The 21,060-nt window shown below is 47.1% G+C and carries 15 protein-coding genes and 16 tRNA genes; 28 read left to right on the plus strand and 3 right to left on the minus strand.

The features are described 5' to 3' along the window. Positions 1 to 4 precede the first annotated feature (4 nt). The 16 genes from Q9R36_RS14150 (at position 5) to Q9R36_RS14225 (ending at position 1,851) form a co-directional block, all read left to right on the plus strand. Positions 5 to 93, plus strand: a tRNA-Leu gene (locus tag Q9R36_RS14150). A gap of 19 nt (positions 94 to 112) precedes the next feature. Continuing rightward, a tRNA-Arg gene (locus Q9R36_RS14155) sits at positions 113 to 189 on the plus strand. A gap of 117 nt (positions 190 to 306) precedes the next feature. Next, positions 307 to 383: transfer RNA gene (locus Q9R36_RS14160), tRNA-Pro, on the plus strand. Positions 384 to 395: 12 nt separating this feature from the next. After that, a tRNA-Ala gene (locus Q9R36_RS14165) sits at positions 396 to 471 on the plus strand. A gap of 26 nt (positions 472 to 497) precedes the next feature. Next, positions 498 to 574 (plus strand) — tRNA-Met (locus tag Q9R36_RS14170). 6 nt (positions 575 to 580) lie between these two features. Continuing rightward, positions 581 to 657: transfer RNA gene (locus Q9R36_RS14175), tRNA-Ile, on the plus strand. A gap of 14 nt (positions 658 to 671) precedes the next feature. After that, positions 672 to 764, plus strand: a tRNA-Ser gene (locus Q9R36_RS14180). Positions 765 to 931: 167 nt separating this feature from the next. Further along, positions 932 to 1,005 (plus strand) — tRNA-Met (locus tag Q9R36_RS14185). Positions 1,006 to 1,153: 148 nt separating this feature from the next. Further along, positions 1,154 to 1,229 (plus strand) — tRNA-Asp (locus tag Q9R36_RS14190). Positions 1,230 to 1,259: 30 nt separating this feature from the next. Next, positions 1,260 to 1,335 (plus strand) — tRNA-Phe (locus Q9R36_RS14195). 32 nt (positions 1,336 to 1,367) lie between these two features. Continuing rightward, a tRNA-His gene (locus tag Q9R36_RS14200) sits at positions 1,368 to 1,443 on the plus strand. Between the two features lie 7 nt (positions 1,444 to 1,450). Further along, a tRNA-Gly gene (locus Q9R36_RS14205) sits at positions 1,451 to 1,524 on the plus strand. 4 nt (positions 1,525 to 1,528) lie between these two features. Then, a tRNA-Ile gene (locus tag Q9R36_RS14210) sits at positions 1,529 to 1,605 on the plus strand. Position 1,606: 1 nt separating this feature from the next. Then, a tRNA-Asn gene (locus Q9R36_RS14215) sits at positions 1,607 to 1,681 on the plus strand. 4 nt (positions 1,682 to 1,685) lie between these two features. Further along, positions 1,686 to 1,776, plus strand: a tRNA-Ser gene (locus Q9R36_RS14220). 3 nt (positions 1,777 to 1,779) lie between these two features. Continuing rightward, positions 1,780 to 1,851: transfer RNA gene (locus Q9R36_RS14225), tRNA-Glu, on the plus strand. A 195-nt stretch (positions 1,852 to 2,046) separates the two neighbouring features. Here the strand turns inward: Q9R36_RS14225 and Q9R36_RS14230 are convergent. Further along, positions 2,047 to 2,244, minus strand: a complete 198-nt coding sequence (locus Q9R36_RS14230; RefSeq protein ID WP_311225406.1) for a hypothetical protein — start codon at positions 2,242 to 2,244, stop codon at positions 2,047 to 2,049. Between the two features lie 192 nt (positions 2,245 to 2,436). On the opposite strand from Q9R36_RS14230, the gene glgB reads away from it, so the two are divergent. From glgB to Q9R36_RS14255, 5 genes are read left to right on the plus strand one after another with little or no spacing between them, the layout of a single operon-like run. Next, a complete protein-coding gene (glgB, locus tag Q9R36_RS14235) occupies positions 2,437 to 4,383 on the plus strand; it encodes a 1,4-alpha-glucan branching protein GlgB (RefSeq protein ID WP_311225407.1) in 1,947 nt (648 codons plus the stop codon). Further along, positions 4,325 to 5,470: a glucose-1-phosphate adenylyltransferase gene (locus Q9R36_RS14240; RefSeq protein ID WP_311225408.1), complete on the plus strand. Its 1,146-nt coding sequence runs from the start codon at positions 4,325 to 4,327 to the stop codon at positions 5,468 to 5,470. The genes glgB and Q9R36_RS14240 overlap by 59 nt, the downstream gene beginning before the upstream one ends. A 25-nt stretch (positions 5,471 to 5,495) precedes the next feature. Continuing rightward, on the plus strand, positions 5,496 to 6,524 hold the full coding sequence (locus Q9R36_RS14245; RefSeq protein WP_311225409.1) for a GlgC family sugar phosphate nucleotidyltransferase: 1,029 nt from the start codon (positions 5,496 to 5,498) through the stop codon (positions 6,522 to 6,524). Further along, on the plus strand, positions 6,521 to 7,957 hold the full coding sequence (gene glgA, locus Q9R36_RS14250) for a glycogen synthase GlgA (protein ID WP_311225410.1): 1,437 nt from the start codon (positions 6,521 to 6,523) through the stop codon (positions 7,955 to 7,957). The genes Q9R36_RS14245 and glgA overlap by 4 nt, the downstream gene beginning before the upstream one ends. Positions 7,958 to 7,961: 4 nt before the next feature. Then, entirely contained in the window at positions 7,962 to 10,370 is a 2,409-nt protein-coding gene (locus tag Q9R36_RS14255) for a glycogen/starch/alpha-glucan phosphorylase (RefSeq protein WP_311225411.1), read from the plus strand. 65 nt (positions 10,371 to 10,435) lie between these two features. Here the strand turns inward: Q9R36_RS14255 and Q9R36_RS14260 are convergent, their stop codons facing one another. Next, complete coding sequence (locus tag Q9R36_RS14260) at positions 10,436 to 11,194, minus strand: TraR/DksA C4-type zinc finger protein (protein WP_311225412.1); 759 nt, start codon at positions 11,192 to 11,194, stop codon at positions 10,436 to 10,438. 184 nt (positions 11,195 to 11,378) lie between these two features. After that, positions 11,379 to 12,311: a 1,4-dihydroxy-2-naphthoate polyprenyltransferase gene (locus Q9R36_RS14265; protein WP_311225413.1), complete on the minus strand. Its 933-nt coding sequence runs from the start codon at positions 12,309 to 12,311 to the stop codon at positions 11,379 to 11,381. Positions 12,312 to 12,665: 354 nt separating this feature from the next. On the opposite strand from Q9R36_RS14265, the gene Q9R36_RS14270 reads away from it, so the two are divergent. The 7 genes from Q9R36_RS14270 (at position 12,666) to Q9R36_RS14300 (ending at position 21,029) form a co-directional block, all read left to right on the plus strand. Beyond that, the gene (locus tag Q9R36_RS14270; protein WP_311225414.1) at positions 12,666 to 14,072 is read left to right on the plus strand and encodes an isochorismate synthase; all 1,407 of its coding nucleotides are present in this window, start codon (positions 12,666 to 12,668) and stop codon (positions 14,070 to 14,072) included. After that, entirely contained in the window at positions 14,069 to 15,817 is a 1,749-nt protein-coding gene (menD, locus tag Q9R36_RS14275) for a 2-succinyl-5-enolpyruvyl-6-hydroxy-3-cyclohexene-1-carboxylic-acid synthase (RefSeq protein WP_311225415.1), read from the plus strand. Before Q9R36_RS14270 ends, menD begins: the two co-directional genes overlap by 4 nt. A gap of 2 nt (positions 15,818 to 15,819) precedes the next feature. Continuing rightward, on the plus strand, positions 15,820 to 16,629 hold the full coding sequence (menH, locus tag Q9R36_RS14280; RefSeq protein WP_311225416.1) for a 2-succinyl-6-hydroxy-2,4-cyclohexadiene-1-carboxylate synthase: 810 nt from the start codon (positions 15,820 to 15,822) through the stop codon (positions 16,627 to 16,629). Between the two features lie 17 nt (positions 16,630 to 16,646). Further along, entirely contained in the window at positions 16,647 to 17,465 is an 819-nt protein-coding gene (gene menB / locus Q9R36_RS14285; protein WP_009795312.1) for a 1,4-dihydroxy-2-naphthoyl-CoA synthase, read from the plus strand. Between the two features lie 94 nt (positions 17,466 to 17,559). Beyond that, positions 17,560 to 19,047, plus strand: a complete 1,488-nt coding sequence (locus Q9R36_RS14290; RefSeq protein WP_311225417.1) for an o-succinylbenzoate--CoA ligase — start codon at positions 17,560 to 17,562, stop codon at positions 19,045 to 19,047. Further along, positions 19,044 to 20,153 (plus strand): o-succinylbenzoate synthase, encoded by a 1,110-nt coding sequence (gene menC, locus Q9R36_RS14295; RefSeq protein WP_311225418.1) that lies wholly within the window; start codon positions 19,044 to 19,046, stop codon positions 20,151 to 20,153. The genes Q9R36_RS14290 and menC overlap by 4 nt, the downstream gene beginning before the upstream one ends. Positions 20,154 to 20,330: 177 nt before the next feature. Beyond that, positions 20,331 to 21,029 (plus strand): hypothetical protein, encoded by a 699-nt coding sequence (locus Q9R36_RS14300; protein WP_311225419.1) that lies wholly within the window; start codon positions 20,331 to 20,333, stop codon positions 21,027 to 21,029. Positions 21,030 to 21,060 lie beyond the last annotated feature (31 nt).

Raw genomic sequence — 21,060 nt, forward strand, 5'->3', positions numbered from 1 at the left:
GATTGCCGGGGTGGCGGAACTGGCAGACGCACAGGACTTAAAATCCTGCGGTAGGTGACTACCGTACCGGTTCGATTCCGGTCCTCGGCACCATTCAATTTATTTTAAATATGCGCCCGTAGCTCAATTGGATAGAGCGTCTGACTACGGATCAGAAGGTTATGGGTTCGACTCCTTTCGGGCGCGCCATACTATTAATGTAATGAAAGCAAGAATATAAGCCAACGAGTGAACACCTGACTGCCATGTGCAGGATGATGTGAATAAGGAAGCACTGAAGCAATTCTACGCTTATCATTTACATGACGGGGAGTAGCTCAGCTTGGTAGAGCACTTGGTTTGGGACCAAGGGGTCGCAGGTTCGAATCCTGTCTTCCCGACCATTTTATAGATATGGGGCCTTAGCTCAGCTGGGAGAGCGCCTGCTTTGCACGCAGGAGGTCAGCGGTTCGATCCCGCTAGGCTCCACCATATAACCTTATGAGAATACTTGATTTGGCGGTGTAGCTCAGCTGGCTAGAGCGTACGGTTCATACCCGTGAGGTCGGGGGTTCGATCCCCTCCGCCGCTACCAAATTAAGGACCTTTAGCTCAGCTGGTTAGAGCAGACGGCTCATAACCGTCCGGTCGTAGGTTCGAGTCCTACAAGGTCCACCATTTACTTGAATTATGGAGGTATACCCAAGTCTGGCTGAAGGGATCGGTCTTGAAAACCGACAGGCGGGTAACACCGCGCGGGGGTTCGAATCCCTCTACCTCCTCCATTATATTTTGAATTACTTTTATCGTCGCGGGGTGGAGCAACGAGCAATACTTCACTGAAAAAACTGCGAGTTGTACCGGTTGAGCCGCTGCTTGGTTCACTTCCTGAGACCGGGACAGTCTTATGCAAAAAATATTCAGGAACAAAGCAAAATTATACTTTTATCGTCGCGGGGTGGAGCAGTCCGGTAGCTCGTCGGGCTCATAACCCGAAGGTCGCAGGTTCAAATCCTGCCCCCGCAATACCTGGTCCGGTGGCGTTTCGACAAGCAACACACCGATGAATATGCTGCGAGTTGTCTCGAAAGATTTTCTTCCTTGAGTCATCTGGAAGAGGAAGAGACAGTCCTGCAGACTGCTCGGGCATAATTCAGGCCTTACTTATTAAACTGGTCCCGTGGTGTAGCGGTTAACATGCCTGCCTGTCACGCAGGAGATCGCGGGTTCGATTCCCGTCGGGACCGCCATTTTTAACTCGAAAAATCAATATCCATTATGGCTCAGTAGCTCAGTCGGTAGAGCAAAGGACTGAAAATCCTTGTGTCGGCGGTTCGATTCCGTCCTGAGCCACCATTTATTATTTTATCAAATAGCATTGAATAGTGGCGATTGTGGCGAAGTGGTTAACGCATCGGATTGTGGTTCCGACATTCGTGGGTTCGATTCCCATCAGTCGCCCCATAAAATTGCGGGTGTAGTTTAATGGTAAAACCTCAGCCTTCCAAGCTGATGTCGTGGGTTCGATTCCCATCACCCGCTCCAAAGTGGGCCTATAGCTCAGCTGGTTAGAGCGCACGCCTGATAAGCGTGAGGTCGATGGTTCGAGTCCATTTAGGCCCACCATTCCGCAGTAGCTCAGTGGTAGAGCATTCGGCTGTTAACCGAACGGTCGCAGGTTCGAGTCCTGCCTGCGGAGCCAATATGGGGAAGTACTCAAGTGGCTGAAGAGGCGCCCCTGCTAAGGGTGTAGGTCGGGCAACCGGCGCGAGGGTTCAAATCCCTCCTTCTCCGCCATAAGGCCCCTTGGTCAAGCGGTTAAGACACCGCCCTTTCACGGCGGTAACACGGGTTCGAATCCCGTAGGGGTCATACAAAAAAGCTGTCAGCAGTATGCTGGCAGCTTTTTTGTATGGATTTTTCTTGTTAAGGAATATATAAGCAGCTGTGCCGAGTCCTCCCCGGATGGGGTCATGCAGATGTTGCCACAGGACGTGGCTTCCTTAGTCTGAGTTCCTTAAGGTTGATCAAGGCGCTTGCGCTTTTATTCTTCCACCAGCTTGATGCTTAATCTGGAAGATCTTCTTTATTTTGCAGCCGGTTTCCCGGATTGTGTAAATCTATATCCGATGTGATCCCTGTATAAGGGCCCCGGAACATATCCCCCGTCGCCAGGATTTTTCCATCTGCAGGACCGAACAGCGGCAGCTTTCCTCCGGTACCCTGTTTTTCCCGGAGGAGAAATTCTTCTTCTTGATTTGCCATCTTCAATCCTCCCTTCATACATTCATATGCTTATTATAGGCATTTTCCGTTAAAATCATCTCAAGTTTTACAAAAATAATCGAATTATAAGAGAAAATATCGAAAAAATTAAAAAAATATTACAAGGTATTTTCCTATAGAGGACGAATATAAAAAAGAAAGTTAATGAATTTAAATCTGTTGGAGAGAAGGATGGCTGTGAAAACGATGTTTCCCACCGACTATCAAATGCATTTATTTCATGAAGGCACCCTTTTTGACAGCCACCGCCTTTTTGGTGCCCACTTGATATATGAAGATGGCAAAACCCTCACAAGGTTTGCTGTATGGGCTCCTAATGCTAAGGAGGTCAGGGTTGTTGGGGACTTTAACAGCTGGAATGGGGAAAATTTTAAATTACATAGAATGAATAATGAAGGGGTATGGCACATAGTAATTGAGAATGATTTGGCAGGCTGCCTTTATAAGTATGAAATATTGACACATGGAGGAACAAGGCTGCACAAAGCTGATCCATATGCCTTCTATTCTGAGAAGAGGCCAGGCACTGCTTCAGTTGTATGGCCCCTTGAAGGCTATAAATGGAATGATCAGTCATGGCTAAAAGGCAGGATGAAGAAAAATACCTTCGCAGAACCTGCAGTCATCTATGAAATGCATGCCGGAACGTGGAGACGGAAAAATGATAACACGCTGATGAATTACAGGGAGCTGGCGGATGAAATTGTGCCTTATGCCCTTGAACATGGTTTCACACATGTGGAATTGCTCCCTCTTGTCGAGCATCCGCTCGACGCCTCCTGGGGCTATCAGGGAACAGGGTATTTTTCTCCGACCAGCAGGTATGGAGAACCACAGGATTTAATGTATTTTGTTGATCAATGCCATCAGCATAACATTGGTGTCATCCTCGATTGGGTTCCCGGCCATTTCTGCAAAGATGCCCATGGACTCTATAATTTTGACGGAACCCATCTTTTTGAATATAAGAACGAGAAGGATAGGGAGAATTATGTATGGGGCACTTCAAACTTTGACCTGGGCCGCAATGAAGTGCAAAGCTTTTTAATCTCCAATGCTTTATTCTGGCTTGAAACCTATCATATAGATGGGTTCAGGATGGATGCTGTATCTAATATCATTTATTGGCCCAACTCCCATGAGCAGCATCAGAACCCGTTTGGAATTGAGTTCCTCCGCAATCTCAACAGCACAATCAGGCAATATGATCCCTCCATTTTTTTAGCAGCTGAAGATTCATCAAATCTTCCCCAGGTGACCTCTCCTGCCCATTATGGGGGCCTTGGCTTTCATTACAAATGGAATATGGGCTGGATGAATGATGTACTGGCATATATGGAAACCAGTCCAGAGGCGAGATCCGGAAAGCATAGCAATATTACATTTTCACTCTTATACGCGTTCAAGGAGAACTATATATTACCTCTCTCTCATGATGAAGTTGTACATGGAAAGAAGTCTCTCCTTAATAAAATGCCGGGGGATTATTGGAGAAAGTTTGCCCAGTTCCGGCTGCTCCTGGGCTATATGATGGCACATCCCGGAAAGAAACTGCTGTTCATGGGTTTTGAAATCGCCCAATTTTCTGAATGGAAAGATTCGGAAGAGCTTGACTGGAATCTGCTGGATTATGAGATGCATCAGAAAGCAAACAGGTATACCAAGGATTTGATACGGCTTTACAGGAGATCCAAGCCCTTGTTTGAACTGGATCATCTCCATGAAGGCTTTGAGTGGATTGATGCAGATAACCGGGAACAATCTATTTTCTCTTTTGTCCGCTTCAGTGCTGCCGAGGGTGAACACCTTATTGCAGTATGCAACTTTACAGCAGACCCTTATCGAGATTTCAGAATCGGAGTCCCGCATGCCGGAAGCTACAGGGAAATCTTCAACAGCGATAAGGAGGAATATGGTGGATCCGGCTGGATCAACAAAAAGGTCGTCAAAACAGAGGAACTGGAATACCATGGCCGGCCTTATTCAATTCAAATGGCTGTCCCGCCGTTTGGCATTACTATCTTGCGTCCTGTTAAACACCGAAAGGAGAGGAAAGGAAATGGCAAAGACAAAATGTGTGGCAATGCTGCTGGCAGGGGGAAAAGGGTCAAGGCTTAACGCTTTGACTGAAAACCTTGCAAAGCCAGCTGTACCATTTGGAGGCAAATACAGGATCATTGATTTCACCTTGAGCAATTGTACTAATTCAGGGATTGATACAGTCGGTGTACTGACCCAATATCAGCCTCTTGTACTTAACTCCTATATCGGGATAGGGAGCGCCTGGGATCTGGACAGAATGAATGGCGGGGTAACCGTTTTGCCGCCATATACCGAATCTTCAGAAGTCAAGTGGTATACAGGCACGGCTAGTGCGATCTTTCAAAATATCAACTATCTTAAGCAGCATGAACCCGAGTATGTGCTCATCCTGTCAGGCGATCATATCTACAAGATGAATTATGACCTGATGCTTGATTATCATATTGAAAAGAATGCTGATGCCACTATTTCCGTCAAAGAAGTTCCCTGGGAGGAAGCCAGCCGCTTCGGAATCATGAATACGAACGATGATCTGAGTATTTCAGAATTTGATGAGAAGCCGGAGAATCCGAGAAATAATATGGCCTCGATGGGAATTTATATATTTAAATGGGACGTACTTAAGGAATATCTGGAACTGGATGATCTGGATAAGGATTCCTCGCATGACTTCGGAAAGGATATCATCCCAAAGCTTCTGAATGACCGCAAAAGGCTCTATGCCTATCCTTTCAGCGGTTACTGGAAGGATGTGGGGACTGTTCAAAGCCTTTGGGAAGCCAATATGGACTTGCTGGATGATGATTGCCAGCTGGACCTGAATGATTATTCCTGGAGGATTTATTCTGTGAATCCTAACCATCCGCCACAATACATCGCGCCGATGGCGGAAGTGGATGAGTCGATGATCAATGAAGGCTGTGTAATAGAAGGGGAAATTTATAAAACGGTCCTGTTTCAGGGAGTTGAGGTCAAAGCGGGCTCGATTATAAAAGAATCGGTCATTATGCCGAATGCTGTCATCGGGAAGAATGTCTTTATTGAAAGAGCAATTGTTCCTTCTGAAATGTATATACCGGACGGAACAGTTATCAGCGATGATAAAAATGAGGGTGAAATAATCCTGGTGACAGAAGAAATGATTAAGGAAATCCATTCATAAGAATATAAATCAGGAGGGGATATAGTTGAATAAGAGATTGCTGGGTGTTATAGATGCAACAACCTATCATGAAGGACTGGAGGAACTGATAGTCCACCGCTCTCTTGCGGCAGTGCCCTTTGCAGGCCGCTACCGGTTGATTGATTTTGTTCTCTCGAGCATGGTTAACTCAGGGATTGCCAGTGTGGCCATTTTCCCGAAGTTTCAATACAGGTCACTGATGGACCATCTTGGTTCAGGAAAGAACTGGGATCTGAACAGGAAAAGAGACGGCCTCTTTTTCTTTCCATCGCCGCTCCTTGATGGGCCTCGGCAGGGGGTAGGTTCCTTCAATCATTTTGCAGCTAACCTTGATTATTTCTACCGCAGCAATCAGGAATATTCTTTAATAGCAAATTGCTATACGGTTCTTAATATGGATTTTCGGCCGGCCCTTAAAAGGCACATCCAGTCCGGATGTGACATTACGGAACTCAGGCATAACGGAAGATCTCTTGAAATGTACCTTGTAAAAACCTCCCAGCTAATCGAATTCATCGAAAACAGAAATGAAACGGGCTACTCCTGCATGAGTGATATTGCAGCCGACCTGAATCATGTGTATAAAGTCTGCACTTACGAATATACCGGACATGTTGCAAGAATCGACTCGATTGAAAACTACTACCTGGCAAGCATGAGCATGCTTGAGCCCGAAACATTCCACAAGCTGTTCCGCAAAGATCAGCCAGTCTATACTAAGGTAAAGGATGAGCCGCCTGCAAGGTATCTGAAAGGCGCAGGGGTCAAGAACAGCATGGTGGCAAACGGATGCCTTATAGAAGGATCGGTCGAAAACAGCATCATCTCCAGGGCAGTCAGAATCGGGAAAGGGTCAGTTGTGAGAAATTGCATCATTATGCAAAAATGCCAGATCGGTGAAAATTGTATATTGGATTCAGTCATCATCGACAAAGATGTCAGAATTGAACCAGGGACTGTCATGGAAGGATCCCCTGTCCAGCCGATCGTAATCCGGAAAGGAACTATACAAGGGGCGCTGATGAATTCATGAAAGTCTTATTCGCTGTATCTGAGTGTGTACCATTCGTAAAATCAGGAGGGCTTGCCGATGTGGCAGGCTCCCTGCCGAAAGAATTGAAAAAGCTGGGGACGGACGTTAGAATTATGCTGCCTAAGTATGGGAGCATACCGGACACCTATAAAAAGAAAATGAAAAAGATCAGTGAGTTCAGCGTTTCTGTGGGCTGGCGGAATCAGTATTGCGGAATCGAAGAGCTTGTCCATGACGGTGTCATTTTTTATTTTGTCGATAACGAGTATTATTTTTTGCGGGATCAGCTATACGGATATTTTGATGATGGAGAAAGATTTGCTTACTTCAGCAGGGCGGTCCTGGAAAGCATGAGAGAGCTGGATTTCTATCCTGATATTATCCATTGCCATGACTGGCATACAGGGATGGTCCCCTTCTTGCTGAATGTTCAATACAGACATGCAAAGGAATATGCTTCTATAAAAAGCGTCTTTACCATTCATAATCTTCAATTCCAGGGCATTATGCCAAAAGAGGCGCTTACTGACTTATTTGGCCTTGATGAGCTTTGTTTTAATGCAGAGCAGCTTGAATTTTATGGCTGCATCAATTTTATGAAGGCTGCCCTTACATCTGCCGATAAAATAACAACCGTCAGTCCTACCTATAAAGCTGAAATTCAGAATGAATATTACGGAGAGAAGCTTGATGGGCTGCTGAGGCTGCGGGACGAGGACCTGACCGGCATCCTTAATGGAATTGATGCTGATTTTTATGATCCTGAAAATGATCAGATGATTGCTGCGCCATACAATGTGAATCTATTAACAAATAAAGGCAAGAATAAGCGCAGCCTTCAAAAGCTGGCGGGCCTCCCGGAACAGCCTGAAGTGCCTATTATTGCGATGATTACCAGGCTGACGAGCCAAAAAGGCCTTGATCTTGTAAAGTGTGTCTTTCAGGAGATAATGTCAGAGGAGGTACAATTCGTTGTCCTTGGCACCGGAGAAGAGGAATTTGAACAATTCTTTGCCGGGATGGAGCGGGTTTATCCGGAAAAAGTAAGAGCGTACATACGCTTTAATGAGGAACTGGCCCATAAAATATATGCAGGCGCTGATTTATTCCTGATGCCTTCGAAGTTTGAGCCATGCGGCCTCGGACAGCTGATCGCCATGAGGTACGGAACGATTCCGATCGTCAGGGAGACGGGGGGATTAAACGATACAGTCCATTCATATAATGGGGAGGCAGGAGAAGGAAACGGCTTCTCTTTTACTAACTTTAATGCTCACGATATGCTCTATACCATTAATCGGGCCATTTACTTTTATAGCCGGAAAGAAGAGTGGAAAGAGCTGGTAAAGAAGACGATGAGCCTGGATTACAGCTGGGCCCAGTCTGCGTTCAAGTACAGCAAGCTTTATGAAGGGCTTGTTTCAGGGGAGTGAGAGGATGTTTTCGGATAAGGAAGAATTCAAGGAGGTCTTTTTGACAAGGCTTGAAATGACCAGTGGAAAAAGCTTTCCTGACAGCACGAAGCGTGATCAGTACCAGACCCTCGGACATATGGTGAGGGAATATGTCAGTATGAACTGGATCTACACAAATGAGCGCAGCAGGATGATCAAGCAAAAACAGGTCTATTATTTATCCATTGAATTCCTTCTTGGGCGGCTGCTGCACAATAATCTGCTCAATCTCGGCATTCATAAAGTCGTTGAGGAAGGGCTGCAGGACCTTGGCATTGAACTGGGCGGTCTTGAAGAGTCAGAGCCCGATGCAGGCCTGGGAAACGGGGGGCTTGGCAGGCTTGCGGCCTGTTTCCTTGATTCCCTTGCATCGCTCGATCTGCCAGGGCATGGGTGCGGGATACGGTATAAGCATGGGCTTTTTGAGCAGAAGATTGTCGACGGATATCAGGTCGAGCTGCCGGAACAGTGGCTGAGGCATGGAAACGTCTGGGAAATAAGAAAGGCTGATTCTGCAGTGGAAATCCCTTTTTGGGGAAGAGTGGAATGCAGTGAGGAAGAAGGCAGGCTGGTTTTCAGGCATCTGCCTGGCGAGACGGTTACTGCTGTTCCATATGATATGCCGGTTGCAGGGTACCAAACTGAGACAGTCAATACATTAAGGCTCTGGAGTGCAGAGCCTTCTCCTTTTCCCCAGCATAAAAACATCATGCAATATAAAAGGGAAACAGAGCTGATTTCTGAATTCCTGTATCCGGATGACACACATGATGAAGGAAAGATCCTTCGCCTAAAACAGCAGTATTTTCTTGTGTCAGCTAGTATCCGGTCGATTATAGAGTCCTTTAAAAAGCAGCATGGCAATATGAAGGATTTCAATCAGTTCATCAGCATCCATATAAATGATACCCATCCGGTCCTTGCGATTCCTGAATTGATGAGAATTCTTGTAGATGAAGAAGGGATGGCCTGGGAGGAAGCATGGAGTATTACGGTTTCAACGATTTCCTATACAAATCATACGACGCTTTCTGAAGCATTGGAAAAATGGCCGATCCGCCTGTTTCAGCCTCTTCTTCCAAGGATTTATATGATTGCAGAAGAAATCAACAAGCGATTCTGCCGGAAACTGGCGGAAAAGTACCCCGGTGATTGGGAGCGGATCCAGTCTATGGCCATCATTTCCGATGGAGAAGTGAGAATGGCGCATCTGGCCCTTGCCGGAAGCCACAGTGTCAACGGTGTGGCGGCTCTTCACACAGAAATACTGAAACATAGGGAAATGAAACAGTTTTACGAATTATTCCCTGAAAAATTCAATAATAAAACCAATGGCATTACACACAGGCGGTGGCTGCTGAATTCCAATCCCCGCCTTGCGGGACTGATCTCAGAGGCAATCGGTCCCGGCTGGATAAAGGAGCCCCAGCGCTTGGGGGGAATGGCCAAATTTGCGGAAGACAGCAGTATGCTGCTGGAGCTTGAGCTGATCAAAGGGGAAAATAAACAAAGGCTTGCCCGCCGGATCAAGCAGCAGACAGGCCTATCCATTGATGCGTCATCTATTTTTGATATTCAGGTAAAAAGGCTTCATGCCTATAAAAGGCAGCTGCTGAATGTGCTTCATATCATGCATATGTATAATAGGATCAAAGAGGGAGATTCCCACATTCAGCCCCGGACTTTCATATTTGGTGCTAAGGCGTCTCCCGGCTATTATTATGCGAAAAAGATCATCAAACTTATCAATACGGTTGCTGAAAAAGTGAACAATGACTCTGCTGCGAATAAGCTGATTAAAGTCGTATTTCTTGAAAATTACCGGGTATCCCTTGCCGAAGAAATTTTCCCTGCTGCAGATATCAGTGAACAGATTTCCACTGCCAGCAAGGAGGCATCAGGAACGGGCAATATGAAGTTCATGATGAATGGGGCTCTTACCGTCGGTACTCTGGACGGCGCCAATGTAGAGATACTGGAAAGGGTGGGGGAAGAGAATCTTTTCATTTTCGGGCTGGCTGCTGAAGAGGTTCTCCGCTATCAGCAGAATGGAGAATACCGTTCAATGGACTATTATCATCTTGATAAAAGGATCAGCACCATCATCAATCAGCTGACCAATGGATTTTTTCCCTATGCCGGAGATGAGTTTGAAAGCATTGCGGATTCGCTGCTGATGCATAATGATCAATATTTTGTCCTCCGGGATTTCGATTCCTATGCAGCCATACAGAAACAGGCAGCTATTGCCTATGGAGACCGGCTTGGCTGGCAGCGGAAAAGCCTGATGAACATTGCCGCATCAGGACATTTCTCCAGCGACCGGACCATCCGTGAATATGCCGAAGAAATTTGGCATATCCACCCGGCAGCGAGCCATTCTTCTAAATAAATTTGCAGAAGCAAAACAAAAGGCCCGGTTTCCCCCAGGCCTTTTGTTTGCCGCTTGTTCAGCTGTCATTCGTTTTCCTTATCCTCCAGATAGCTGTCCCCTTTTTTATAAGGGACTTTGCCGAACGGCGCATCCAGGTTTTCATCTTCTAATTCCTGCTGATATTGCTCTTCTGTATCGGAGCGGACAACCCTTCGATTTTTCCCGTCTATGTCAGTCGCACTGAAGGTCTCATATTCTTCAGTGAATCCTTCATCATTATGATCTGTATCATAGAGGCTGTTATAATCCTCATGCTGGCCATTGAAATCGGACGGTGTTTCGGAAGTGCCATAGCTGGCAGCCTGTACAAAGCTGTCCTGCTCATCATTAATGTCTTTGTAGTCATCAAAATTAAAATGGTTATCATGATTGGGACTCAGCACATCTTCTTCTGCAGGCCGGTCTGTTGCTGGATGCTGTGAAGGAGCATGATCAACACAATATAAAGCCGTTGGGACTGCCTCGAGTCTTTCAAAGGGCAGGTCCTTTCCGCACTCTTTGCATTTTCCATAAGTGCCATCCTCAATTGCCTGGAGGGCTGTGTTCACTTTATCCAATTCCTCGTTCTGATGCTCTTCAATTGCCTGGTCCTTCTCTCTTTCAAAAAGCTCAGTGCCCGCATCGCCGGGATGGTTATCGTACATGGAAAGCTCACCGACAGAGTCCCTTGCGCTTTCATTATCAAAGCGGCTGTTCGTGTCACTGTCCAGCTGCTCTTCAATGGTCTTCTTATCTTCTTTCAGCTGAGATTTCAGTTCTTTGATCTGATCCTTGGTAATCATTGTTCCACATCCTGTTCCATTAGTAGTATTTATTAGAATAAAAGGCCGTTTCCGGCTAAGCTGACAGTTCATGCAGGCCCATTTGCCTTGCTTAGAAATTACCCTTTATTCAGCCAATGAAACATGGTGAAGACAACCGCCAAAAAGCCCTCTGCAGAGTAGCAGAGGGCTTTTGCATCAAACTTTACAAAAAATATCCCAGAAACAGGCCGACAGACAGCAGAAAACCGAAAATGGTATTCGTCTGTGCAGTAGCAACCATGGCAGGCATCATTTGGGCCGGCTTTGTTTTGCCGATGAAGCCCTTTGTGGCCTTTACAGCCTTTGGAATGCTCAGAGCTACAATGGCCAGCCATGGAGAGATATAACCTGCAGCTATCATCACGAATATCCAAATATAGGAAATGGTGAACATGATTCCCAGGAAGTATATCGCCTTGTCCCTGCCGAGCAGAATAGCCAGGGTCTTTCTTCCAAATTCCTTGTCTCCATCCAGATCTCTGATATTGTTGGCCATCAGGATCAGTCCGACGAGGATAAAAATCGGAACTGAAATCATGACACTAAGCATTGTAACTGTGCCTGTCTGGATAAAGAAGGATATGAGGATAATCATCATCCCCATGAAAAATCCTGCTACAATTTCCCCAAATGGCGTATAGGCAATAGGGAAAGGGCCGCCAGTATACAAATAGCCGGCTGCCATACAGACAAGCCCTACAGCTGCAAGCCACCAGCTGCTGTTCATGCATATATAGACGCCAAGGAGCAGCGCAATGAAGTAAAGTGTAAAGGCAAGCTGAATAACTGTCTTCGGTTTTATCCCTTCACGGACGATGGCGCCGCCGATCCCGATTGATTCAGCTGTATCAAGGCCCCGCTTGAAATCAAAATATTCATTGAACATATTTGTAGCCGCCTGAATCAGGAGGCTGGCCATAAGCATGGCCAGGAAAAGGCTGAAGCTGATATCTGTTTTATCTATTGCTAAAGCAGTGCCCAGCAGGACGGGCACAAAAGCTGCCGTCAAGGTGTGCGGCCTGGTTAATTGCCACCAGACTCTCCATCCGCCCGATTTCATGGCAGGCGAAGGATCGGGATGCGTTTGTGGTTGCATTTATGACTCTCCCCTTATTGTATCTTTGTATAACAAACCTTTATATTTTAGCTTAAAATAAGCTGCAGGTCAAAAGTATCCTGACATATTTAAGTTTAGCAAAGATCAATGGGGTGTCAATGGATTTTTGTATACTGCCGAGGCGGTAATTCCCTGACTTTCCGCCTTTTTTCTGCTGCCTGCAGCCAAACAAAGAATATGGAAGGAAAACGTGAAGATCAGCCTTTTATAATAATGATGATACATGCATCATCAGGCCGATGTTGTTGACATCATATAATCATGAGGTGTATCTTAAAATAAGCTGAAAAACGAAAGAATAACAGCGGTAAAGCTGTTATTGGAGGGATTTTCTTGGTTACGATACAGGATACGGAACTTAAGGAAGGAATCCTGGAAGCAATTAAAAGGGCCGGGGCTTTTTCGGAGCCTATCCTTGTCAGTGAAGTCCATAAACTGGACCATATTGACCCATTATCATTCTTTGCTTCAGGAAGACAGGCGTTTTTTGGTGAACGCTTTTACTGGAAAGATCCTTCAAATGAAACCATCCTAGCTGGTTTGGGCATATGCAAACTTATTCAGTCGGATCAGGCTTCCGGCCGTTTTTCTCATGTAGAAAAAGAGTGGAAGCGCTTTATCCGCAATGCAGTCATATATAATGAATACTCTGCCGCTGCTGCAGGTCCTGCCCTGTTCGGGGGATTCTCTTTTGATCCGGAAAAGGAAAAGACCGCATTATGGTCCAAATATCCGGATTCTCTTTTTCATGTTCCTAGGTATTTGCTGACGCAGACAGAAGGACAAACATTCCTGACGACCAATATTGTCTGCACGAAACATGATGATGTATCGCTTGCTGAAAAAGTAAGGGAAGAAAGACGCCTCCTGCTCGAGGGGATCGGGGCACCTGTTCAGGAGAACGAAGGCAGGCTTATCTCTGAAGAGGAAATTCATCCGCAGGAGTGGATGGATTCGGTCACTTCAGCGGTCGAAGAGCTCAAGGCTGGAAAGCTTAAGAAAGTGGTCCTTGCAAGGGAACTGCGGCTTTCTTTTTCCGGGAATATAGAAGCGGAGCAGGTATTAGGCAATCTTCACAATGAACAGAATGAAAGCTTTATCTTTGCTTTTGAATCCCAAGGAGACTGCTTTATCGGGGCCTCTCCCGAACGGCTTGTTAAAAAGAAAGGAAAAAGTCTTTATTCGACCTGCCTGGCCGGCAGCATCCCGAGGGGAAAGACTCCTGAGGATGACCAGGCACTTGGCGAGGCCTTATTATCGGACGAAAAAAATCTCATCGAGCATCAGTATGTGGTTGATATGATAAAAACAGCCATGGATGAAGCCTGCGAGGAGATTAAGATTCCTTCAAAGCCCCAGCTGCTGAAAATGAAGCATATCCAGCATTTGTACACTCCAGTGGAGGGTACGACAAAGGAGGAAGCTTCATTGCTCCTGCTGGTTGAAAAACTTCATCCGACCCCTGCGCTCGGCGGGCTGCCAAAGCAGGAAGCTGTAGCTATGATCAGAGAGATTGAGGAACTGGACCGGGGCTATTATGCAGGGCCGCTGGGCTGGATTGACTATAGCGGAAATGGAGAATTTGCTGTATCGATCCGTTCCGGCCTTCTTCAGGGAGATGAAGCTTCCTTGTTTGCCGGATGCGGAATCGTGGAGAATTCAAACGCTGAGAGCGAATTCATGGAAACCAAGATCAAATTCCGTCCTATGCGGTCAGCTCTGGGAGGACTATCAGAATGAATCATCAAGAAGCATTAACAACTTATATCGCTGCATTTGTCTCGGAGCTGGCCAAAACCGGTGTCCGGGACGTTGTTGTCAGCCCGGGATCCCGTTCTACACCGATGGCCATGGTCATGGCGGAGCATCCGGACCTCAATGTGCATATTCATGTGGATGAGCGTTCAGCAGGTTTTTTTGCCCTTGGGATTGCCAAAGCATCAGGCATGCCGGCTGCCCTGCTTTGTACCTCAGGGACAGCTGCGGCCAATTACTTTCCGGCCGTTGTGGAGGCAAAGATCTCAAGAGTCCCGCTTGTTGTCCTGACGGCAGACCGGCCCCATGAGCTGAGGGATGTAGGGGCTCCACAGGCAATCGATCAGATCCACCTTTACGGCGGGCATGTAAAATGGTTTGCAGAAATGGCGCCGCCCGAGAATTCAGATGAAATGATCAGATATGCCAGGACAGTATGTGCCAGGGCATGTGCAGAGTCAGTTAAGGCCCCTGCCGGTCCAGTTCACCTCAACTTTCCTTTTCGTGAGCCCCTTATACCTAGGCTCGATGAAAATCTGTTCGAAAGCCAGGAAAGGCCTGAAGGTTTTGTCTCCATCCAGCAGGGGGAGCTTGCTCTTTCAGATTCTGTTTTTAGAGAGATGGCAGACGCCCTTTCATCAGTTCAAAAAGGCATCATCATTTGCGGGCCAAATGATGACAACCGGTTTGTATCTGAAGTGGTCAAGCTGGCAGAGAGGCTTGATTATCCAATTTTAGCAGATCCGCTTTCACAGCTGAGAAGCGGAAAGCATGGAAAAGCGCTTGTCATTGACGGATATGACAGCTTCCTGAGGACGGATGCGGCAAAAGAAGCCCTGAAGCCCGATGTGGTAATCCGCTTTGGTTCAATGCCTGTTTCAAAGGCACTCACCATTTTCTTAAAGGAAAACAAGGATACCAGGCAAGTTGTTGTCGATGGCGGAGCAGGCTGGCGTGACCCATCCCTGCTTTCCTCAGAGATGGTCTACTGCAGCGAAGCCCTCTTCTGTGAGAAGATACGAAGCTTTGCTGATCACAGGGAGCCTGGCGGCGAGTATAGTGCACTATGGAAAGCGGTCAATGAAAAAACGAAGCTGGTGCTTGCAGAGGCCGGCTCGGCTGTAGAGATGAGCGAGGGAAAGCTGTTCCTCCAGCTTGCAGAACTTCTGCCTGATGAGAGTACACTGTTTGTCGGAAACAGCATGCCAATCCGTGATCTTGATACCTTCTTCCACAATAATGGCAAAAGCATTCGGGCGATGGGCAACAGGGGTGCAAACGGAATTGATGGGATTGTTTCCACTGCACTTGGAGCAGGCTTATATTCTCAGCCCCTTTATCTGGTGCTGGGGGATTTGACATTTTTCCATGACCTTAATGGCCTGATTGCTTCAAAACTCCACAATATCAATGTCCATATCCTGCTCATCAATAACAATGGCGGCGGTATATTTTCATTCCTGCCGCAGGCAGGCGAGAAAAAGAACTTTGAGCTCCTTTTTGGAACGCCTTTGGATTTGGATTTTGAACATGCGGCCAGACTTTATGGGGCAAAATTCGTCCGCGCTGAAACTTGGGAAGACTTTGAGGTTGCCATTAAAGAAGGTTATGGTGAACACGGCCTAAAGGTAACCGAAATAATGACAAACCGGGACAAAAACCTTGCTGAGCATCGAGAATTGTGGAATCGTGTTTCCCGGGAAATAACCCTGTTCCTAAAAGGAGAATAAGAATGAAATTTGTAAGCGGCGGAGGGTCCTACCATGTCGAAATAGAGGGCAGCGGTTTTCCCCTTATCCTGCTTCATGGGTTTACAGGTGACCGTTCCACCTGGGACCCTTTCATTCCCCGCTGGAAATCAGGATCCATGGCCATATCCATCGATATTGCCGGACACGGAGACACTGATGTGCCTGCTTCAGAAGAAAGCTACACTGTCACTGCAGCTGCCCGGATGATCCATGAGCTGATGGAATCGCTGCAGATTCCCAAGGCCGATCTATTGGGCTATTCAATGGGCGGGCGTCTGGCTTTGTCTTTTGCCGCCCTATATCCGGGCAATGTCAGAAAGCTGATCCTTGAAAGTGCATCGCCCGGATTAGAGACTGCTGAAGAAAGAATGAATAGGCGTAATCAGGATGAGCGGCTTGGGGAATACATAAAAGAGAACGGAATTAAAGCATTCGTTGATTACTGGGAAAACATCCCGCTGTTCAAAACGCAGAAAATGCTGCCGGCTGATGTCCAGAAGCAGATTAGGGAACAGCGGCTTCAAAACAGCCCGGAAGGCCTTGAATTTAGCCTCAGGGGGATGGGGACCGGGGCCCAGCCTTCATGGTGGGGGAAGCTCACGGATATAAAGGCGGACACCCTTCTGATCACAGGCTCTGAGGATGCAAAATTCTGCACCCTGGCTGAAAGGATATCCAAGCTGATTCCAGTATGCCAATGGGAGACTGTATTTGGAGCCGGGCATGCAATACATGTGGAAGAACCAGAAAAGTTTGGTACAATAGTAAGTGAGTTTTTGCAGAAACTATAAAAAAGGAGGATTCCGTTATGACTGTAGAATGGATTGCTGGACGCAATTATGAAGATATTTTATACGAAACTTACAACGGAATTGCTAAAATTACAATTAACAGGCCAGAAGTACATAATGCCTTCCGCCCGAAAACGGTAATGGAGCTGATTGATGCTTTTGCTTATGCGCGCGATGATGCAAGCGTAGGTGTTATCATCCTGACTGGGGCAGGAGAGAAAGCATTCTGTTCCGGCGGCGACCAAAAGGTTCGCGGACACGGCGGATATGTCGGCGAAGACGAAATTCCCCGCTTGAATGTCCTGGATCTGCAGCGCCTCATCCGTGTCATTCCAAAGCCGGTCATTGCCATGGTAAAAGGCTATGCCATCGGTGGAGGCCATGTCCTTCATATCGTATGTGACCTGACTATCGCTGCCGATAATGCTGTCTTCGGACAGACAGGCCCTAAAGTGGGAAGCTTTGACGCAGGTTACGGATCAGGCTATCTGGCAAGGATCGTCGGCCATAAGAAAGCCCGCGAAATCTGGTTCCTATGCCGTCAATACGGCGCACAGGAAGCTCTTGATATGGGGCTCGTCAACACAGTTGTGCCGCTTGAAAAAGTGGAAGAGGAAACAATTCAGTGGTGCGAGGAAATCCTTGAGAAGAGTCCGACTGCCATCCGCTTCCTGAAAGCAGCGTTCAATGCCGACACTGACGGACTGGCTGGAATCCAGCAGTTCGCAGGGGATGCTACGCTTCTTTACTATACAACAGATGAAGCCAAGGAAGGCCGCGATGCGTTCAAAGAAAAGCGCAAGCCGGACTTTGGACAATTCCCGCGTTTCCCTTGATTTTATATGAAAATAAAAACAGCTTGATGGCAAACCATCAGGCTGTTTTTCTATGGTATTTTAAAACGCTTGATATGCAAGGAAGGTGGAGTCAATGGGTGAATTTCTCCCTCAATTTTTAAAGAAAAGAGCCGATTTAACACCGGACAGGCACGCCCTCTATTTTGAAGGAAGTGCCTATACTTTCAAACAATTATACGAAGAATCCTCCCAAATGGCCGGTAAGCTGGCTGGTGCAGGGGCAGGCAGGGGCTCCTATGCCGGGGTGCTCCTGAAAAACCATTCTGATTCTGTCTTCGTCCTGCTTGCCCTTCAGCTATTGGGAGCCACAGCGGTTATCCTGAATAACCGGCTGACTGCTGGGGAGATCGGCTGGCAGCTGGCGGATTCCAATGCTTCGATTCTGATTACAGAGGCAGCATTTACAGATAAAACCCGGGAGCTGTCACTGGATGGCTGCAGCATGGTGACGAAGGAGGCTCTCGCTGAACAGCCTTCAGCTGCCTTTATGGCAGAGGAGGAAGTTTCGCTGGATGAGGTATGCACCATCATGTACACCTCAGGTACAACAGGACATCCGAAAGGAGTTCTTCAGACATACGGTAACCACTGGTGGAGCGCATCGGGATCGGCCTTCAATCTTGGCGTCAGGGAAGATGACTGCTGGCTATGTGCTGTCCCTTTGTTCCATATAAGCGGGTACTCCATCCTGATGAGAAGCCTGATCTATGGCATCCCTATCGTTCTGCACGGATCTTTTAGCGAGGAGCAGGCGATCAGGGACATCCGGGAGAAAAAGGTGACAATCATGTCTGTCGTCAGCACAATGCTTTCAAGGCTTGCCACTGCAATTGAAGATAACGGACTGCCATCTCACTTTCGCTGCATGCTTCTTGGCGGAGGGCCCGCTTCCCGCAATCTGCTCGAAAAATGCGCAGCAAAGGGGATGCCAGTCTATCAAAGCTATGGCATGACTGAAACTTCCTCCCAAATCGTGACACTTGCTCCTGAATACAGCTTCTCAAAGCTCGGTTCGGCCGGAAAGCCGCTATTTCCTTCCCAGCTGAGAATCATGGATGGAGACAGGGAAGCAGATAAAGGGCAGGCTGGTGAAATTGCCGTTAAAGGACCTAATGTTACACCTGGATATTTGAACAGGGAAGCGGAGACAGCCAAGGCGATGAGGGACGGCTGGTTTTACACAGGAGATATCGGCATGCTTGATGAGGAAGGTTTTCTTTATGTACTTGACAGGAGATCTGACTTGATCATTTCCGGAGGGGAAAATATATACCCGGCAGAAATCGAGGGGGTGCTCACTTCACATCCTGCAATTGCTGATGCGGGTGTCATCGGGCTGAAGGACCCGAAGTGGGGAGAAGTGCCGGCTGCATTCATCCAGATCATTGACGGTGCAAAACTGTCATCTGAAGAAATTGAGGAATTCTGCCTCGGTAAGCTGGCAAAGTATAAAGTACCGAAAACCTGCTATTTCGTTGAAGAAATTCCGAGAAATGCATCACGAAAAATATTGCGAAGAGAGCTGCGTGCCATGCTGGGGAAAGGCGGAGAAGGATCATGAATGTTAAAAAGGCTATATTGCATGTGATCAGCATGCAGCTGAAGAAGCCTTTTTCCACCCATCTTGGCACCGTCAGGAGCAGAGAAGCCATTATTGTCGAGCTGATCGACAGGGACGGATTGAGCGGATTTGGAGAAGCAGTTGCTTTTTCTTCCCCTTGGTACACGGAAGAGACTGTCAGGACATGCTATCATGTCATCAAGGACTTTCTCCTGCCATTGTTGAAGGAGAGTCCCGGCCTGAAGGCGGAAGATGCTCGCTCCCTGTTCAGCTCTGTCAGGCGAAACCAGATGGCAAAGGCAGGCCTGGAAGCTGCGCTATGGGACCTGCAGGCCAAACAGGCCGGAAAGCCGCTCCATTCATTGCTTGGAGGGACGAGAGGCAGGATAGGATCCGGTGTTGCTGTCGGTGCGAAAACCGTGAAGGAAAGTCTTCTGCAGATCGAAGGATTCCTTCAGCAGGGCTACAGGCGCATCAAGGTGAAAATTAGCCCGGAAAATGATCTGCCGCTGTTATCTGCGATCCGGAAAGAATATCCGGATATTGACCTGATGGCAGATGCCAATTCCGCTTATACCCTTAAGGAAACAGACAGGCTGAAGGCCCTTGATGAATTCAGGCTGCTGATGATTGAACAGCCTCTTGCCCATGATGATATTGTGGATCATAGTGTTCTCCAAAAAAGCATCAGCACCCCGATCTGCCTGGATGAAAGCATTGTCTCTTTCAGTGATGCAAGGAAGGCAGCAGAGCTTGGCAGCTGTAAAGTGATCAATATTAAAGCCGGCCGGGTCGGCGGATTATCAGAGTCAAAAAAGATCCATGATTATTGCCTGCAGAATGGAATACAGGTATGGTGCGGCGGCATGATTGAATTCGGCATTTCAAGGGCCCATAATATCGCTCTCGCTTCACTGCCGGGGTTTGAGATACCTGGGGACATATCAGGCTCTGAGCGCTATTGGGAAGAAGATATCATTTCTCCCGGGGTCACTGTGAATGAAGGCTATATAAGTGTTCCTGATGGACCGGGAATCGGCTATGAAATAAACAGGCGAAGGCTGGCGGAAGTGACATTGATGAAAGAAGCTGTGTCACTCGGTTAAAGGTCAAAAACAGACACTGGCTGGACAGCAGTGTCTGTTTTAAATATAAAGCAACATTCACTTAATACTTCCCCCAATTCCTCTTCTACTCCTCATACCATCCTCAAACAACTCACGTTTACCTTAATCCGGCATGGTGAATGAGAATAATATAGATAACAGAAAGGAGAAGTGTCTATGGTTCATAAACTAGCTGCTGCTGTTCTTCTTGCTGCCCTTTTAGCCGGATGTTCAGATGGCCAGTCCGGGGATGGCGCTACTGGTACAAAGGAAGAAGCTGATACAGTGGAAGAAACAGCAAGCCCTGAGAATGAAAATGGACAGAGCCAGCCAGAAGGAGGAGAGGAAAATCAAGTTGAAGAGCTTGGTGAAAATGAAGAGGCAGGTGTAGAATCAGCAGAAGAAATGGCAAAGAGCATTGTGAAGGCGCTGGAAAATGAGAACTACGGCGCAATTTCAGAATATGTCTCTAAAGAGAAGGGTCTGTTGATTTCACCGTACGAATTTATTGAAAGCGATGCAGTGGTTTTGTCCAAGGAAGAGATTGGGAATTTAAGCAGCATTGAAAAAGAATATTTGTGGGGTTACCATGATGGAAGCGGCAAGCCCATCCAGTCGGTGCCGCAAGATTATTTTGACCGGTATAAAGGATTTACAGAGCCGGATCAGATTTTATTGGATGATGTGCAGCAGAGAGGCAGCACGAAGAACAATATTAAAGAAGTCTTCCCTGATTCAAAAACTGTAGAGTTTTATCAGAATGGTACAGATAAATATGGAGGGATGGATTGGAGGAGTCTGTATTTGGTATTCCAGCATGATGCAGAAGGCAAGCTGAAATTGTCTGCGCTGGTTACAGGAGAATGGACCATTTAACAAGCCAGGCCAGGACAAAGTTCCCGGCCTG

The sequence above is a fragment of the Bacillus sp. AG4(2022) genome (assembly GCF_031844465.1).
Lineage (GTDB): Bacteria > Bacillota > Bacilli > Bacillales > Cytobacillaceae > Bacillus_AB > Bacillus_AB infantis.